General features: G+C 54.6%; 18 protein-coding genes. 12 read left to right on the top strand and 6 right to left on the bottom strand.

Going from position 1 to position 16,925, the window contains the following annotated elements:
* Positions 1 to 59: 59 nt before the first annotated feature.
* From rsxA to gstA, 9 genes are all read left to right on the top strand, one after another.
* Positions 60 to 641 carry an electron transport complex subunit RsxA gene (gene rsxA / locus IM290_RS01730; protein ID WP_193041997.1) on the top strand — a complete coding sequence of 194 codons (582 nt, stop codon included), beginning with the start codon at positions 60 to 62 and terminating at the stop codon, positions 639 to 641.
* Entirely contained in the window at positions 641 to 1,219 is a 579-nt protein-coding gene (gene rsxB, locus IM290_RS01725; RefSeq protein WP_193041996.1) for an electron transport complex subunit RsxB, read from the top strand. The genes rsxA and rsxB overlap by 1 nt, the downstream gene beginning before the upstream one ends.
* Positions 1,212 to 3,233 (top strand): electron transport complex subunit RsxC, encoded by a 2,022-nt coding sequence (gene rsxC, locus IM290_RS01720; RefSeq protein ID WP_193041995.1) that lies wholly within the window; start codon positions 1,212 to 1,214, stop codon positions 3,231 to 3,233. Before rsxB ends, rsxC begins: the two co-directional genes overlap by 8 nt.
* On the top strand, positions 3,234 to 4,286 hold the full coding sequence (rsxD, locus tag IM290_RS01715; protein ID WP_015570666.1) for an electron transport complex subunit RsxD: 1,053 nt from the start codon (positions 3,234 to 3,236) through the stop codon (positions 4,284 to 4,286).
* Positions 4,287 to 4,296: 10 nt separating this feature from the next.
* Positions 4,297 to 4,917 carry an electron transport complex subunit RsxG gene (gene rsxG, locus IM290_RS01710; RefSeq protein WP_193041994.1) on the top strand — a complete coding sequence of 207 codons (621 nt, stop codon included), beginning with the start codon at positions 4,297 to 4,299 and terminating at the stop codon, positions 4,915 to 4,917.
* Positions 4,918 to 4,919: 2 nt separating this feature from the next.
* Positions 4,920 to 5,606, top strand: coding sequence for an electron transport complex subunit E (locus tag IM290_RS01705; RefSeq protein WP_193041993.1), 687 nt, complete (start codon positions 4,920 to 4,922; stop codon positions 5,604 to 5,606).
* Positions 5,603 to 6,238, top strand: coding sequence for an endonuclease III (gene nth / locus IM290_RS01700; protein ID WP_015570668.1), 636 nt, complete (start codon positions 5,603 to 5,605; stop codon positions 6,236 to 6,238). Before IM290_RS01705 ends, nth begins: the two co-directional genes overlap by 4 nt.
* 613 nt (positions 6,239 to 6,851) lie before the next feature.
* On the top strand, positions 6,852 to 8,360 hold the full coding sequence (gene dtpA, locus IM290_RS01695) for a dipeptide/tripeptide permease DtpA (protein ID WP_003857596.1): 1,509 nt from the start codon (positions 6,852 to 6,854) through the stop codon (positions 8,358 to 8,360).
* A 105-nt stretch (positions 8,361 to 8,465) separates the two neighbouring features.
* Positions 8,466 to 9,071 (top strand): glutathione transferase GstA, encoded by a 606-nt coding sequence (gene gstA, locus IM290_RS01690; protein WP_003857598.1) that lies wholly within the window; start codon positions 8,466 to 8,468, stop codon positions 9,069 to 9,071.
* Positions 9,072 to 9,161: 90 nt separating this feature from the next.
* Here gstA and pdxY read toward each other — a convergent pair whose 3' ends face one another.
* From pdxY to anmK, 5 genes are all read right to left on the bottom strand, one after another.
* Positions 9,162 to 10,022 carry a pyridoxal kinase PdxY gene (gene pdxY, locus IM290_RS01685; protein ID WP_015570669.1) on the bottom strand — a complete coding sequence of 287 codons (861 nt, stop codon included), beginning with the start codon at positions 10,020 to 10,022 and terminating at the stop codon, positions 9,162 to 9,164.
* Between the two features lie 66 nt (positions 10,023 to 10,088).
* Positions 10,089 to 11,363: a tyrosine--tRNA ligase gene (gene tyrS / locus IM290_RS01680; protein WP_017384594.1), complete on the bottom strand. Its 1,275-nt coding sequence runs from the start codon at positions 11,361 to 11,363 to the stop codon at positions 10,089 to 10,091.
* A gap of 125 nt (positions 11,364 to 11,488) precedes the next feature.
* The gene (pdxH, locus tag IM290_RS01675) at positions 11,489 to 12,145 is read right to left on the bottom strand and encodes a pyridoxamine 5'-phosphate oxidase (protein WP_003857601.1); all 657 of its coding nucleotides are present in this window, start codon (positions 12,143 to 12,145) and stop codon (positions 11,489 to 11,491) included.
* A 57-nt stretch (positions 12,146 to 12,202) separates the two neighbouring features.
* Positions 12,203 to 12,526 carry a C-type lysozyme inhibitor gene (gene mliC / locus IM290_RS01670; RefSeq protein WP_015570672.1) on the bottom strand — a complete coding sequence of 108 codons (324 nt, stop codon included), beginning with the start codon at positions 12,524 to 12,526 and terminating at the stop codon, positions 12,203 to 12,205.
* Between the two features lie 93 nt (positions 12,527 to 12,619).
* Complete coding sequence (gene anmK / locus IM290_RS01665) at positions 12,620 to 13,744, bottom strand: anhydro-N-acetylmuramic acid kinase (protein WP_015570673.1); 1,125 nt, start codon at positions 13,742 to 13,744, stop codon at positions 12,620 to 12,622.
* A gap of 255 nt (positions 13,745 to 13,999) precedes the next feature.
* On the opposite strand from anmK, the gene slyB reads away from it, so the two are divergent.
* The gene (gene slyB, locus IM290_RS01660) at positions 14,000 to 14,467 is read left to right on the top strand and encodes an outer membrane lipoprotein SlyB (protein ID WP_003857604.1); all 468 of its coding nucleotides are present in this window, start codon (positions 14,000 to 14,002) and stop codon (positions 14,465 to 14,467) included.
* A 193-nt stretch (positions 14,468 to 14,660) separates the two neighbouring features.
* Positions 14,661 to 16,025, top strand: coding sequence for a GGDEF domain-containing protein (locus IM290_RS01655; protein ID WP_193041992.1), 1,365 nt, complete (start codon positions 14,661 to 14,663; stop codon positions 16,023 to 16,025).
* Between the two features lie 35 nt (positions 16,026 to 16,060).
* On the opposite strand, the gene slyA is transcribed toward IM290_RS01655, so the two are convergent.
* A complete protein-coding gene (gene slyA, locus IM290_RS01650) occupies positions 16,061 to 16,501 on the bottom strand; it encodes a transcriptional regulator SlyA (protein ID WP_006808997.1) in 441 nt (146 codons plus the stop codon).
* A gap of 187 nt (positions 16,502 to 16,688) precedes the next feature.
* Here slyA and IM290_RS01645 point away from each other — a divergent pair, with 187 nt between their 5' ends.
* Entirely contained in the window at positions 16,689 to 16,925 is a 237-nt protein-coding gene (locus tag IM290_RS01645; protein WP_047737591.1) for a DUF1656 domain-containing protein, read from the top strand.

Below are 16,925 nucleotides of genomic sequence, written 5' to 3'. Positions count from 1 at the left end.
TGTTGTGGCCTGTTGTTGTTTATCCGATAATAGGCAGCTATTTTATTTCAGGCTAAATAATGACCGATTACTTACTGCTCTTTGTCGGAACTGTGCTGGTTAATAACTTCGTACTGGTGAAGTTCCTTGGCCTGTGCCCGTTTATGGGCGTCTCCAAAAAGCTGGAGACGGCAATGGGCATGGGGCTAGCCACCACCTTCGTGATGACGATAGCCTCCATTTGCGCATGGCTGATTGATACCTGGATCCTGATCCCGCTCGACATGCTCTACCTGCGCACCCTGGCCTTTATTCTGGTCATTGCGGTCGTGGTGCAATTTACCGAAATGGTGGTGCGGAAAACCAGCCCTGCCCTGTATCGCCTGTTGGGTATTTTTCTGCCTCTCATCACCACCAACTGTGCGGTGCTGGGCGTGGCGCTACTGAATATCAACCTCGGGCATAACTTCCTGCAATCGGCGCTGTACGGTTTTTCCGCCGCGGTCGGTTTCTCTTTTGTTATGGTCCTGTTCGCCTCGATTCGCGAGCGTCTGGCCGCGGCGGATATTCCCGCGCCGTTTCGCGGTAACGCCATCGCTCTGGTGACCGCAGGTTTAATGTCTCTGGCCTTTATGGGCTTTAGTGGTCTGGTGAAGTTGTAATGAGTGCTATCTGGATTGCCATCGTGTCCATCAGCGTACTGGGACTCGTCTTTGGCATCATTCTGGGTTATGCCTCCCGCCGGTTTGCGGTGGAGGACGATCCGGTGGTTGAAAAAATTGATGAACTTTTACCGCAGAGCCAGTGCGGGCAGTGCGGCTACCCTGGCTGCCGCCCTTACGCTGAGGCGGTGGGCGTGCAGGGCGAAAAGATCAACCGCTGCGCACCGGGTGGCGAAGCGGTCATGCTTAAAATAGCTGCCCTGCTGAACGTCGATCCCCAGCCTGTCGACGGCGATGAACAGGCGCAAGAGCCCGTTCGTGCCCTTGCTGTCATCGACGAAGCCAACTGCATTGGCTGCACCAAATGTATTCAGGCGTGTCCTGTTGACGCCATTGTGGGCGCAACGCGCGCGATGCACACCGTTGTGGCGGATCTGTGCACTGGCTGTAATCTCTGCGTGGCGCCCTGCCCGACGCAGTGTATAGAACTACGCCCGGTTGAAACGACTACCGAAAACTGGAAGTGGGACCTTCAGACCATTCCGGTTCGCAATATTCCTGTGGAACAACATGCTTAAGTTATTTTCTGCCTTCAGAAAAGAGAAGATCTGGGATTTCGACGGCGGCATTCATCCGCCTGAGATGAAATCGCAGTCTAACGGCACGCCGCTGCGCCAGATCCCGCTGGCAACCCGTTACGTTATGCCCCTTAAACAGCATATCGGCGCGGAAGGTGAACTGTGCGTGAAAGAAGGCGATAGCGTTCTTCGCGGCCAGCCGCTGACCTTTGGTCGCGGGCGGATGTTGCCGATACATGCCCCGACTTCCGGTAAGGTGGTAGCTGTTGCCCCCCATACCGTTGCCCATCCGTCGGCGTTGTCTGAGCTGAGCGTGATCATTGAAGCCGATGGTGAAGACCGCTGGATCGATCGTGACGGCTGGAGCGACTACCGTTCCCACAGCCGTGAAGCGCTGATTGAACGCATTCATCAGTTCGGCGTGGCGGGTCTGGGGGGCGCAGGCTTCCCGACCGGCGCTAAGCTTCACGGCGGCGGCGATAAAATCGACACGCTGATTATCAACGCCGCCGAGTGCGAACCGTACATTACCGCCGATGACCGTCTGATGCAGGACTGTGCCGCGCAGGTGGTGGAAGGGATTCGCATTCTTGCGCATATTCTGCAACCCCGCGAAGTACTGATCGGTATTGAGGACAATAAACCGCAGGCCATTTCGATGCTGCGTGCGGTACTGGCGGACAGCCATGATATCGCCCTGCGCGTGATCCCGACCAAATACCCGTCCGGCGGGGCAAAACAGCTGACGCAGATCCTGACCGGCAAACAGGTCCCCCACGGGGGCCGTTCGTCCGACATCGGCGTGCTGATGCAAAACGTGGGAACCGCCTACGCGGTGAAACGTGCGGTGATTGACGGCGAGCCATTGACCGAACGCGTCGTCACGCTGACCGGCGAGTCCGTCTCCCGTCCCGGCAACGTCTGGGCGCGTCTGGGTACGCCGGTGCGTCATCTGCTGGAACAGGCTGGCTTCTGCCCGGGTAGCGATCAATTGGTCATTATGGGTGGCCCGCTGATGGGCTTTACCCTGCCGTGGCTGGATGTGCCGGTGGTGAAGATTACCAACTGCCTGCTCGCCCCTTCCCCAACGGAGATGGGCGAAACGCAGGAAGAGAAAGGCTGCATACGCTGTAGCGCCTGTGCGGACGCGTGCCCGGCAGATTTACTGCCGCAGCAGTTGTACTGGTACAGCAAAGGCCAGCTGCACGATAAAGCCCAGGCGCATAACCTGGCTGACTGTATTGAATGCGGTGCCTGCGCCTGGGTCTGCCCAAGCAATATTCCGCTGGTGCAATACTTCCGTCAGGAGAAAGCCGAAATCTACGCCATCTCCATGGAAGAAAAACGTGCCGCTGAAGCGAAGGCCCGCTTTGAAGCGCGTCAGGCGCGACTGGAGCGCGAGAAACAAGCCCGTCAGGAACGCCATAAGCAGGCTGCCGTGCAGCCTGCGGCGAAAGATCAGGATGCCATTAACGCAGCCCTGGCCCGCGTGCGCGAGAAGAAAGCCACCGCCGCCCAGACGGTGGTGATCGCTCCAGGAGAAAAGCCGGACAACAGCGAAGCGATTGCGGCCCGCGAAGCGCGTAAAGCCGAAGCGCGTGCGCGTCAGGCGGAGAAAGCGCAAAACGCCAAACCGGAAGCCGGCATCGACCCGCGTAAAGCGGCGGTGGAAGCGGCTATCGCCAGGGCAAAAGCCCGTAAGGACGGTCAGCAGACAGTGGTGGTTGAACAGGAAGCGACGGATCCGCGCAAGGCGGCCGTTGAAGCCGCTATCGCCCGTGCCAAAGCACGTAAAGCGGCACAGCTTCAGCCTGCCGAAGAGAGTGAAGCGCCTGTCGACCCGCGTAAAGCCGCCGTTGAAGCGGCCATCGCCCGTGCCAAAGCACGAAAAGCGGCACAGCAGGACGAACGGCCTGCTGCCGCCAACGACGATCCACGCAAAGCCGCAGTCGCCGCCGCGATTGCGCGCGTTCAGGCAAAGAAAGCCGCGCAGCAAGCCGTTAACGAGGATTAAATGGTTTTCAGAATTGCAAGTTCCCCTTATACCCATAACCAGCGCCAGACATCGCGTATTATGATGCTGGTCTGCCTGGCCGCGCTGCCAGGTATTGCCGTACAGTGTTGGTTTTTCGGCTGGGGTACGCTTTTCCAGTTAGTTCTGGGTTGCGCCAGTGCCGTCGCAGCGGAAGCAGCGATCCTGAAGCTGCGCAAAATGGAGGTGACTCGCATCCTGAGCGATAACTCCGCCCTGTTGACCGGCCTGTTGCTGGCCATCAGCATTCCCCCGTTCGCCCCGTGGTGGATGGTGGTATTGGGAACGGTGTTTGCGGTGATCATCGCCAAGCAGCTGTACGGCGGGCTGGGCCATAACCCGTTTAACCCGGCGATGATTGGCTACGTGGTGTTGCTGATCTCCTTCCCGGTACAGATGACCAGCTGGCTGCCGCCGCATGAGATCGCCGCCACGGTGCCCGGCTTCATGGATGCCCTGCACGTTATCTTTACCGGCCACACCGCGCTGGGCGCTGATATGAATGCGCTTCGCATGGGCGTGGATGGCATCAGCCAGGCCACCCCGCTCGATACCTTCAAAACCTCCCTGCGCGCCGGTCACAGCGTGGAGCAGGTGATGAAATCGTCTATTTACAGCGGCGTACTGGCGGGTGCTGGCTGGCAGTGGGTCAATCTGGCCTATCTGTTGGGCGGCGCGTTCCTGTTGCAACAGAAGGCGATCCGCTGGCATATTCCGGTGAGCTTCCTGGTGACGCTGGCCGTCTGCTCGACGCTCGGCTGGGTCATCTCACCAGAGTCACTGGCCAGCCCGCAGCTCCATCTGCTCTCCGGCGCGACCATGCTCGGGGCATTCTTTATTCTGACCGATCCGGTCACCGCGTCTACCACCAACCGAGGCCGTCTGATTTTCGGCGCGCTTGCAGGCTTGCTGGTCTGGCTTATTCGCAGTTTTGGCGGTTATCCGGACGGTGTGGCATTTGCCGTGCTGCTGGCTAACATCACCGTTCCGCTCATCGACTACTACACGCGTCCACGCGTGTACGGTCATCGCTAAGGGTCACGCCATGCTAAAGACAATGCAAAAACACGGCGTCACGCTGGCGATTTTCGCCGCCGCCCTCACCGGGCTGACCGCGCTGGTAAATGAACTGACGAAAACCACGATTGAAGAGCAGGCAATGAAGCAGCAAAAAGCGCTGTTCGATCAGGTGATCCCATCCGACTTCTACGATAATGACCTGCAAAAAAGCTGCTTTGTTGTAGACGCACCGGAGCTTGGCAATGGCATGCATCGCGTCTTCATTGCCCGTAAAGGGGATAACGCAGTGGGCGCAGTGCTGGAAACGACTGCGCCGGATGGCTATTCAGGGGCCATTCAGCTGCTCGTAGGGGCTGATTTCTCAGGTACCGTACTGGGCACCCGCGTGACTGAACACCACGAAACGCCGGGCCTGGGGGACAAAATTGAAACACGTCTAAGCGACTGGATACTGCACTTTGCCGGTAAAGTTATCCACGGTGAAGACGATGCTGCCTTTGCGGTAAAAAAAGACGGCGGCGAATTTGACCAGTTCACGGGCGCGACTATTACCCCGCGTGCCGTGGTTAACGCCGTAAAACGAGCCGGGCTGTATGCACAAACGCTGCCCGCGCAGATCAACGGTCTTCAGACCTGCGAGGAGTAATCATGAACCAGGTTAAAGAGGTTATCGTTCAGGGGCTATGGAAAAACAACTCTGCGCTGGTTCAGCTGCTGGGGATGTGTCCGCTGTTGGCCGTCACATCGACCGCCACCAACGCACTGGGTCTGGGGCTGGCAACCACACTGGTGCTGACCCTGACAAACCTGTCCATATCCGCCCTGCGCCGCTGGACGCCGTCGGAGATCCGCATTCCGATTTATGTCATGATCATCGCCTCGGTGGTGAGCGTGGTACAGATGCTGATCAACGCCTATGCGTTTGGGCTTTATCAATCGCTTGGGATCTTCATTCCGCTGATCGTCACCAACTGTATCGTCGTTGGCCGCGCAGAAGCCTTTGCGGTAAAAAACAGCCCTGCTATGTCTGCCCTGGACGGTTTCGCTATCGGAATGGGCGCGACCTGCGCGATGTTCGTGCTGGGATCGCTGCGTGAAATATTAGGCAACGGCACGCTGTTTGACGGCGCAGATGCGCTGCTTGGCGGCTGGGCGAAGTCGCTGCGTATTGAGGTGTTCCATACGGACACTCCGTTCCTGCTGGCCATGCTGCCGCCTGGCGCCTTCATTGGCCTTGGGATGATGCTGGCGTTAAAATACCTGATTGATGAAAAACGTAAACGCCGCGCCGCTGAGCGCAGCGTACAGGAAGGGATCCCCGAGAAAGCAGTATGAATAAAGAGAAACGCATTGCGATCCTGACGCGCCTGCGCGATGAGAATCCTCATCCTACGACAGAGCTGAACTTTAACTCGCCGTTTGAACTGTTGATCGCGGTGCTGCTCTCTGCACAGGCGACGGACGTGAGCGTCAACAAAGCCACGGCCCTGCTCTACCCTGTCGCCAATACGCCGCAGGCCATGCTGGAGCTGGGCGTTGAAGGTGTGAAATCCTATATCAAGACCATTGGCCTGTTTAACAGCAAGGCCGAAAACGTCATTAAGACCTGCCGGATCCTGCTGGAGCAGCACGGCGGTGAAGTCCCGGAAGACCGCGCTGCGCTGGAAGCGTTGCCGGGCGTCGGGCGTAAAACGGCAAATGTGGTGCTGAACACGGCGTTTGGCTGGCCGACTATCGCCGTGGATACCCATATCTTTCGCGTCTCTAACCGTACCCGGTTCGCGCCGGGTAAAAACGTGGAAGAGGTGGAAGAGAAGCTGTTAAAAGTGGTCCCGGCGGAATTTAAGGTGGACTGCCACCACTGGCTGATCCTGCACGGACGGTATACCTGTATTGCCCGTAAGCCACGCTGCGGTTCCTGCATTATCGAAGATCTTTGCGAATACAAAGAAAAAGTCTATCCCTGAGCGTAAACCACCTTACTTCTTACCTGTTCAAGCCCTTAAAATTAACAAGGGCTCTGATATCTTCCCGATTGACCATAAATTGCCCTCTCTTTCTCCTTTACGCATTGTCGATTCTTCGGTCATTCAACACTCAAACAGGTTAATAGTTTTTTCATCACCAAAAATTTCTATGCATCTGTGATCGCGATCACTCTGATAACCTGATGTTGGATTTTTGTTGTTAAAACCCGCCCAACCCCTTTGTCAGACAAGATTTCATCGATTCCACACCGCACATAAGACCAGTCATTTTTCAGAATATGGGCTATATCACTGCCAATCACCCAAAATAGCAGAACATATCGCCATACAACCATTAAACAGGGTCGATTACAGTGAAAAAAACCATCAATTTTGAACGGATGAGATTTAACGCTGTATAACATTTGCATGAACCGATGATTATACCGCCAGAGTTATATGTAACAGATTATTACAAACGTATTGCCAGATGGGGCTGGATAGTGAACATTACCCGCCGTTTCCCCTCCCAATATAACTATAAAGCGGATGGACTACGGTCATCACGCTATGAACACCCCCGTTAATATGGGATGTAAAAAAAGAGGTATATGTGTCTACTGCAAACAATAAACCAACAGATGAGAGCGTAAGTCTTAACGCTTTCAAACAGCCTAAAGCGTTCTATCTCATTTTCTCTATCGAATTATGGGAACGTTTTGGCTACTACGGCCTGCAAGGGATCATGGCGGTTTACCTGGTTAAACAACTGGGTATGTCTGAAGCCGATTCCATCACGCTGTTCTCTTCCTTCAGCGCCCTGGTGTATGGCCTGGTCGCTATCGGCGGCTGGTTAGGCGATAAAGTCCTCGGTACTAAACGAGTCATTATGCTGGGCGCCGTTGTTCTGGCGATTGGCTATGGGCTGGTTGCCTGGTCCGGGCACGATGCAGGTGTGGTTTACATGGGCATGGCTACCATCGCGGTAGGTAACGGCCTCTTCAAGGCGAACCCGTCTTCCCTGCTCTCTACCTGCTACAGCAAAGATGACCCACGTCTGGACGGTGCATTTACCATGTACTACATGTCCATCAACATCGGTTCCTTCTTCTCTATGCTGGCAACCCCATGGCTGGCCGCAAAATTCGGCTGGAGCGTAGCGTTTGCGCTGAGCTTCGTGGGTATGCTGATCACCGTTGTGAACTTCCTGTTCTGCCGTAGCTGGGTTAAAGACTATGGTTCAAAACCAGACTTCGAACCCGTGCACATGGGCAAACTGCTGGCAACCATCGTCGGCATCGTGATCCTGGCCGCTGTCGCCACCTGGCTGCTGCACAACCAGGGCGTTGCACGTGCCGTACTGGGCGTGGTTGCGCTGGGTATCGTGATTATCTTCGCGAAAGAAGCCTTTGCGATGCAGGGTGCGGCACGTCGTAAGATGATTGTGGCGTTCATCCTGATGCTGGAAGCGATCATCTTCTTCGTTCTGTACAGCCAGATGCCAACGTCTCTGAACTTCTTCGCTATCCGCAACGTTGAGCACTCCATCCTTGGTATCGCGTTCGAGCCGGAGCAGTATCAGGCCCTGAACCCGTTCTGGATCATGATTGGTAGCCCGATTCTGGCCGCTATCTATAACAAGATGGGCGACCGTCTGCCTATGCCGCACAAGTTCGCTATCGGTATGGTGCTGTGCTCTGGCGCATTCCTGGTGCTGCCGCTGGGGACGAAATTCGCGACCGACGCGGGTATCGTGTCTGTTAACTGGCTGATCCTGAGCTATGCGCTGCAATCCATCGGTGAACTGATGATCTCCGGTCTGGGCCTGGCGATGGTTGCGCAGCTGGTCCCTCAGCGTCTGATGGGCTTCATCATGGGCAGCTGGTTCCTGACCACCGCTGGCGCGGCTATCATCGCAGGTAAGATTGCGAACCTGATGGCGGTACCAGACAACGTTACCGACCCGCTGGTTTCCCTGAATGTCTACGGCACCGTGTTCATGCAAATTGGTATCGCGACCGCCGTGATTGCCGTGCTGATGCTGCTGACCGCACCTAAACTGAATCGTATGACCCAGGACGACGACAAATCCGCTAAAGCGATCAAAACCGCGAACGCGTAATGTCATCGGGAAACGACTGAACAGAAGCCGCTAATTGATTAGCGGCTTTTTTTTTATCCGAACGCGCACTAACATAGCTGGAACCTCAGCAAAAAGGAGTTACCGATGAAACTGTTCTATAAACCGGGCGCCTGCTCTCTTGCTTCCCATATTACGCTTCGCGAGAGCGGTAAAGATTTCACGCTGGACGGCGTTGACCTGATGAAAAAGCGTCTGGAAAACGGGGATGACTTTTTTGCGATTAACCCAAAAGGCCAGGTTCCGGCCCTGCTGCTGGATGATGGCACCCTGCTGACCGAAGGGGTGGCGATTATGCAATTCCTGGCGGACAACGTACCGGATCGTCAGCTCCTTGCCCCCACCGGCAGCATTGCGCGTTATAAAACGCTGGAGTGGCTGAACTATATTGCCACCGAACTGCACAAAGGCTTTACGCCCCTGTTCCGCCCGGACACGCCGGAAGAGTACAAACCTACCGTGCGCGCGCTGCTGGAGAAAAAGTTGCAGTACGTTAACGACGCGCTGAAAGACGACCAGTGGATCTGTGGCTCGCGTTTCACCATCGCCGATGCCTATCTGTTTACCGTTCTGCGCTGGGCGCGCGCGGTTAAGCTGAACATGGAAGGATTAGACCATGTCGCATCGTATATGACGCGCGTGGCGGAGCGTCCTGCGGTGGCAGCGGCGCTGAAAGCGGAAGGGTTGAATTAACCGAGCGGCCTGGATTGCCGGGTGGCGCTGACGCTTACCCGGCCTATAAATTCCGTAGGCCCGTGCAAGCGCAGCGGCGCCGGGCGTTTTCTAAAGCTGCGTTGCGCTAAAATAGTGCTCCGGCTTCGCGATGCGATCCTGCGCCGCGACGACCTGGAGCTCATATTCCTGCATCGTCTTCGTCGCAATCATGATTTCATAAACGGCTGCGGTGACGTGCTCCAGCGCATCGCGCAGGCTCGCGCCCTGCAATAGCTTCACCAGCAGCAAACCGCTGGTCACATCCCCGACCCCGACAGGCTGACGTGCACCGAAATCCACCAGCGGTCGACTGATATGCCAGGCTTCATCCTTCGTCACCAGCAGCATTTCAAAACGGTCCTGGCTCAACCCTGCGCGTGCCAGGTGCTTAACCAGCACAATCTCTGGCCCCTGGGCGATCAGCTCGCGAGAGGCGCTTACCGCCTCTTCTACGCTGTTGACTGGATGCTCGCACAGGATCTCAAGTTCAATCAGGTTGGGGGCAATAATATCGCTGGCGGGCAATGCATGACGGACATGAAACTCCGCAACGCCCGGCGCTACGATGCAGCCTTTTTCCGGATGTCCCATCACCGGATCGCAGAAATATTTCGCCGCGGGGTTTGCCGCTTTCACCTGGCGCACAATGCCGAGGATATGCTCCCCCTGCTCCGCCGAACCCAGATAGCCGCTCAGTACGGCATCGCAGCGTTTAAGCTGGTCGATATCCGCAATCCCCTGAACGATTTCCGTCAGATGCGACGGCGGCATTACGCAGCCGGTCCATTTACCGTACTGGGTGTGATTCGAGAACTGGACGGTATTGAGGGGCCAGACGTTAACGCCGAGGCGGCGCATCGGGAATTCCGCAGCGCTGTTGCCAGCATGTCCAAACACAACGTGGGACTGAATGGCGAGGATGTTCTTCATGTTGTACTTACCAAACCCTGTCAAAACAAAAGGGGCGTGGTTTCCCACGCCCCTGCATACTTTTAATTACTTCCAGCAGACCAGGCAGTAATTTTTCTTACCGCGACGCAGCAGCGTGTAGCGACCATAGAGACGGTCGTTCTCGGTAAAGGTGTATTCCGGATCGGCCTGTTTTTCGCCATTAATGGTGATCGCGTTAGAGGCGATGGTTTTACGCGCCTGACCGCGAGACGGCTGGAGCTCGGAGTCCACCAGCGCCTGCATCAGATCGGCGCCTTTTTCCATCTCAACCATCGGCACGCCATCCTGCGCCAGCTGTTCGAAATCCGCTTCGCTTAAATCGCTCAGGGTTCCGTTGAACAGGCTAGCCGTAATGCGCTTCGCCGCCGCCAGACCTTCTTCGCCGTGAACCAGTTTAGTCACTTCGTCCGCCAGCACGTACTGGGCGCGTGGTGCTTTACCGCTGTTCTTGTCTTCTTCTTCCAGCGCATTGATTTCTTCGATATCCATAAAGGTGAAGAACTTCAGGAAGCGATAAACGTCGGCATCCGCCGTGTTGATCCAGAACTGGTAGAACTTGTACGGGCTGGTTTTCTTCGGATCCAGCCATACCGCGCCGCCTTCGGTCTTACCGAACTTGGTACCGTCGGCTTTGGTGATCAACGGCACGGTCAGACCAAACACCTGATTCTGGTGGAGGCGACGGGTCAGATCGATACCGGAGGTGATGTTACCCCACTGGTCGGAACCGCCAATTTGCAGAGAGACGCCGTGCAGTTTGTTCAGGCAGGCGAAGTCATACCCCTGCAACAGGTTGTAGGAGAATTCGGTGAAAGAGATACCCTGATCGTCACGGTTAAGACGCTGCTTCACTGCTTCTTTGTTAATCATCTGGTTAACAGAGAAGTGTTTGCCGATGTCACGCAGGAACGTCAGCACGTTCATGCCACCAAACCAGTCGTAGTTGTTCGCCGCAATCGCAGAGTTGTCACCGCAGTCGAAATCCAGGAACGGTGCAACCTGTTTACGGATCTTATCCACCCACTCCTGCACGGTGTCTTCGGTATTCAGCTTACGCTCAGCGGCTTTGAAACTTGGGTCGCCAATCAGACCGGTCGCGCCGCCAACCAGTGCGACAGGCTTATGGCCGGCCATCTGGAAGCGTTTCAGGCATAACAATGGAACAAGATGCCCCAAATGCAAGCTGTCAGCGGTGGGATCGAAGCCGCAATAGAGCGCGATCGGGCCTTGCGCCAGTCGCTCTGCTAACGCTTCCTCGTCCGTCACCTGGGCCACGAGGCCCCGCTCTTGCAATTGTTTAATCAAGTTACTGCTTGCCATCAAATTCTCCATGTATAAACGACTGCACCTTTGCCGGTACACGACTTTTCGCCTGATGCGAAAGGACCATAGAATAAAGCGCCAGCGCGGTGTGCGCTAGCGCTTAAATCAACAAATTTTGGGGATTACGGGGCCAGTCTGTCGATTTTCCAGCCACCGTTGTCGCGCTGGTATAAAAAGCGGTCGTGCAGGCGGTGTTCACCGCCCTGCCAGAATTCCATCTGCTCAATGGGGATGCGGAACCCGCCCCAGAAACTCGGCAGCGGTACTTCACCCTGCTGAAACTTCTGTTTGAGTTCGAGGAATTTACTTTCCAGCACACCGCGGGCTGAGATTCGGCTGGACTGTTTAGAGACCCAGGCGCCGATCTGACTGTCGCGCGGGCGGCTGTGGAAATATTTTACCACTTCGAGCGTAGAGAGGCGCTCCGCCTTGCCGGTGACCATCACCTGGCGCTCCAGCATATGCCACGGGAAGAGCAGGCTAATACGCGGATTATTTTCAAGGTGATGCGCTTTACGACTGCCAAGATTGGTGTAGAACACCAGCCCTTTCTCGTCATAATGCTTGAGAAGAACGATGCGTTGATACGGCTGACCATTTTCATCAACCGTGGCAACGACCATTGCCGTCGGGTCAGCCAGTTTCGCTTCGCAGGCCTGCTTCAGCCAGCGTTCAAAAAGCACCAGCGGTTCGGCGGGAAGATCCTGGCGGCGCAGACCGCCTTTGGTGTATTCACGGCGCAGATGCGCAATTTGCTGTAGTTCGTCGTTATCTGACATGGCGTTAGCTGAAAGTGAGATTGGGTGGCGCTATTGTGCGCGCCCCCTTCAAAAATCTCAACGCTTCGGATTTTCAAGCTGACAATTGTTCAGCACAATGCGGTCACGCTTGTAGACGGTGGCGCTGTCGCCTTTCGACCAGAAGACGTAGATCCCGTCTGAGTAGCGCGCACCGGAGGCCGACATTCCCTGCTTCAGCGTTAACAACTTATTGTCATAAACAAAGCTGGCTTCCTGATGCGGGTTGTTCAGCTTCACCGTCAGCGGTTTTTCATCACAACGATATTCCAGCGTATCGGTTTGCATACGCTCAACAAACTGGTTATAGACGCTGCATCCGGTCATAAGAAAAGGTACAGCAATGAGAAGAAGTTTTTTCATGGGCAGATTCCGAAGACTATCCTGGTCCTGGAGGGCCTAACCGCCCTCCTGTTTTTCCCTATTTTACGGGTTACGCCTCCCGCTGAATTTCAGTTAACTCTGATTATGGCGCGGGTTTGCGGGGAAAATGGCCCCAAGGACGCTCGCCTCCCGCGCACCGGTTACGGAGGGTAAATTCCCCGGCAGACCGGCAACCGTACGCCAGGCAAGCCAGGCGAAGGCCAGCGCTTCCATATCGTCTCCGCTGATCCCGGCTTCATCAGTGGTCGTGACTTCGGTGCCTGGCAGCAAGGCGGCGAGGCGTGCCATCACCAGCGGGTTGCGGCTTCCGCCTCCGCATACCAGCAAGCGCTCACATCCGCCGCTCAGCAACACCTGTTCAGAAATCGACACCGCGGTGAGCTCCGTCAGCGTAGCCTGCACATCCTGAGGCGCAAGACCGGGGAAGCGCGCCAGCTGACGTTCAAGCCAGCCGTAGTTGAAATATTCCCGCCCCGTGCTTTTCGGCGCGGGCAGAGCAAAGAAAGGATCGCTTAACAGGGTTTGCAGCAAGGGAAGGATCACTTTCCCCTGGCTGGCCCACTGCGCGTCTTTGTCGTAGGCTTTACCGCTCTGGCGCCAAATCCAGGCATCCATCAGCATATTACCGGGTCCGGTATCGTACCCCCGCACGGGCTGCCCGGGAATAAGCATCGACAGGTTGGCGATCCCGCCGATGTTCAGGACCATCCTGCGCTCTACCGGGTGCGCCAGCAGCGCCTGATGAAATGCCGGAACCAGCGGCGCCCCCTGCCCGCCGAGGGCCATATCGCGACGACGGAAATCACCCACCACCGTCACGCCGGTTTTTGCCACAATCTGGTTGTTATCGCCAATTTGCATCGTGTGCGGCGCCTCGCCGACAGGTTCATGCCAGACGGTCTGCCCATGGCAACCTATTGCCACGATATCCTGCGGGTGGAGTCTTTCCTGCTGCATCAGGGCCAGTACCGCCTCAGCAAACAGCGCCCCCAGACGCACATCCAGTTGGCCCAGTTGGGAAAGCGTCAGCTGTTGTCCCTGGCAGATGTTCAGGATCTCTTCTTTTAACGAGACAGGAATAGGCCAGGTCAGGCTTGCCTGCTGCGCCACCATATTTTCATCAATGGCGGCCAGAACGACATCCACACCGTCAAGACTGGTACCAGACATCACACCGATATAGCGACCCGATTTCATGCGCTTTCCTTACGTTACATGGGCTAAGTGCAAACACTCCATCATAAATAACGCGGCTTTGCTATGCGGTGATAATATTTTTTAACAATCTCAGACCTGTAGCACAGACGGTTTTTGTTTATGTCCCGTTAAGCCCTGTTGAAGTAAAATTTATCTATTCGGCATGCAAAGATATGAACTGTGGTCAGGAATGCCATATAATTTAGCCATAACGGATGCCCCAACCGGGCGTTTTTTGGTGAACAGGAGAGTCAAATGATTTTACGTGTACTGGGCGTTTCGCTGATTGGTTTAACACTGGCGGGTTGTGTGAATGACAGTTCACTCTCCGGCGACGTATATAGTGCTTCTGAAGCTAAACAGGTACAGAACGTGACATACGGTACTATCGTTAATGCCCGTCCTGTTCAGATTCAGGGTGGCGATGACACGAACGTGGTGGGCGCAATCGGTGGTGCTGTGCTGGGTGGTTTCCTGGGTAATACCATTGGCGGCGGCACCGGACGTTCTCTGGCTACAGCAGCGGGTGCAGTTGCAGGCGGCGTAGCGGGTCAGGGCGTTCAGGGTGCGATGAACAAAACTCAGGGCGTTGAGCTGGAAATCCGTAAAGACGATGGCAGCACCATTATGGTTGTGCAGAAACAGGGTAACACTCGCTTCTCTGCTGGCCAGCGTGTTGTTCTGGCAAGCAACGGCAGCCAGGTCACCGTCTCCCCGCGCTAATATCCTGATGGATGTGGTCTATTCAGACCGCATCCATTTAACAAAATCATCATTTCTAACAATATATTTGCACAATACATTCACATGATGAATTATTCATTTTATCTGTTCTTGTCCGTGCGCAAAGTATTTTTTATTTCCCTCGCTTAGACTCTTTGCAATCTCGTTTTCTTTTTTAATTTTTAAGTTCTCTATGCTTGCGATCTGTCGATTTGTAAAGAACCGCTTTGTGGTCTTCGCGCTTGGGTGCATTGTTATCGTTGCCATATTACAAGCTTTTTTTATAAAACTTGTTGAATGGGTTCCTTCGTTTTCACCTTTGTTTTTCCCTACGCTGACGATATTTCTTCTGGTGTTTCATCTGTTTATTGCCTGTTTTATGGCAATGAAATACTGGTGCGACAGAAGGCGATTATATCTTGTTCCCATTGCCCTGGCCTTTGCCGGCTCAGCATTATTGATGGTGGGGACACTGTCCAGCTTCCCGGCCTGGCTTGATCTCTATCAGTTCAACGTGGCGAACTATAATGACGCCATGATTTTCTATATGTTCCGCCACTTTTTAATGGCGGTGCTGATAATCATCTCGGCATTGCTATATACCCTGCGTACGTCCGCTCTCTCACGCGGCGCCCATGTCGCAGTACTGGCCGGGACGGCGCTCTTTACCGGCTGTATGCTTGGGCTGGCATTTTTCTATTCCAGCCATTCAACGCTGCTCACACTGGACCTGGTGGATAATGAAACCCGACAGTTTATGGTTCTCTGGAGCCAGGCGATCAATATCATTTTGATTGTTCTGTGGGTAGTAACATTAATCACGTTGATGGCCATTACCCGCGTAAGGAATTTGTTTTGGGTCGGCGGCAATTTTTTATGCGTCTGTTATATCGTCACTCTGCTAATGCTTTTATTAGGCGGACATGCAGAAGATGTTTCATGGTACCGCGCACGGTTATTCGAAACTGTCGCTACGCTGATGATTATTTTCATCTTACTTTCCGACGTATTTAATTTGTATCGTGACTCGCATGTTAAATATCAGCAGTCTTATCAAAACTCGATCCGCGATCCCCTCACCCGTCTGTATAATCGCAGCTATTTCTATGATTCATTAAATCAGGCGCTGAGTACAGCATCGATGGCGCACCCGGTATCGGTAATCGTGAGCGATCTTGACCGTTTCAAACGCATTAACGACTGCTACGGCCATTTGCAGGGGGATAAAGTTTTACAGTTTGTCTCAAACCTGTTGACCGATTCAGTGCGACCGCAGGATATCGCGGCGCGGATCGGCGGCGAAGAATTTGTGCTCATGCTGACAAATACCTCTTCCGATCTTGCGCAACAGGTTGCCGAACGCATACGTCTCAAATTGAGCGGTTTCGACAACGTCAGCAGCGGCGGTTATCTCCCGGAACCGATTACCATTAGTATGGGGGTATTCACCGCCACCTCGCCGGAAACCAGCGCTGAAACCTGTGTGGAAAGCGCGGATAAAGCCATGTACGAGGCAAAAGAGACGGGCCGCAACCGGGTGGTGGTATTCAGAACATGACAAAGGCCTTGCACCAGCAAGGCCTGTGAACAACGTCAGTCGCGCGACTGTAAATCGTGGATGTTTTGTTCAAGACGGGCGATGAGTCCGATCAGCATCTCCAGCTCAGCGGGGGAAATACCGGCCAGGATCTCCCCTCGCGTTTTACTGATGACGGTTTCCATCTCAGTAATAATCGGGGCCGCTTTTTCCGTCAATTTAATCCGCTTGGCGCGACGATCGCTGGCGCAGGTTTGTCGGGAGATGAGTCCCTTCTCTTCCAGCTGGTCAAGGGTACGCACCAGAGAAGGCTGCTCAATACCAATCGCTTTTGCCAGTTGGATCTGTGACTGATCGGGCGGGAGCTGATGAATGTTATGCAGCGTAACCCAGTGCGTCTGCGTAAGTTCCAGAGGTTTCAGGCGATGGTCAATCAGAGCACGCCAGATGCGTACCAACCTTGCCAGATCAGAACCTAATGGCGATTCCAATTTCATCTCCTTATAATTAGCTTGCTAAGTGATTATAGTGATTTTAGAATAGTTTGCAGTATTTGTATTGCCAAAACAAATGCAATCACGGTATTCATCATTCCTTAAAGGATGATTTACACTGAACGGTAATGCGCCATCGCATTGAAATATGCCATTGTGGCCCTCATTCCACCGCAAAGGATCGCTGCTTGTGACGTTTTTTTCCTTCTCCGCAGGGTTGCCCCTCCAGGATCTGATTGTTGGCGCATCGGTCTACTTTCCGCCACTGTTTAAAGCCGTGATGGTCGGTTTTGTAATCTGGCTCATTGCGCATCGTCTGCTGCGCGACTGGATGTATTCCGGTGAAATCTGGCACCCGATGTTAATGGATCTCTCCCTGTTTACCCTCTCCGTCTGTATTGGCCTTGCCGTGTTAACCGTGTGGTGA

The sequence above is a fragment of the Enterobacter cloacae complex sp. S1 genome (assembly GCF_014930525.1).
GTDB lineage: Bacteria > Pseudomonadota > Gammaproteobacteria > Enterobacterales > Enterobacteriaceae > Enterobacter > Enterobacter hormaechei_C.
This window is presented reverse-complemented; position numbering and strand designations above follow the sequence as displayed.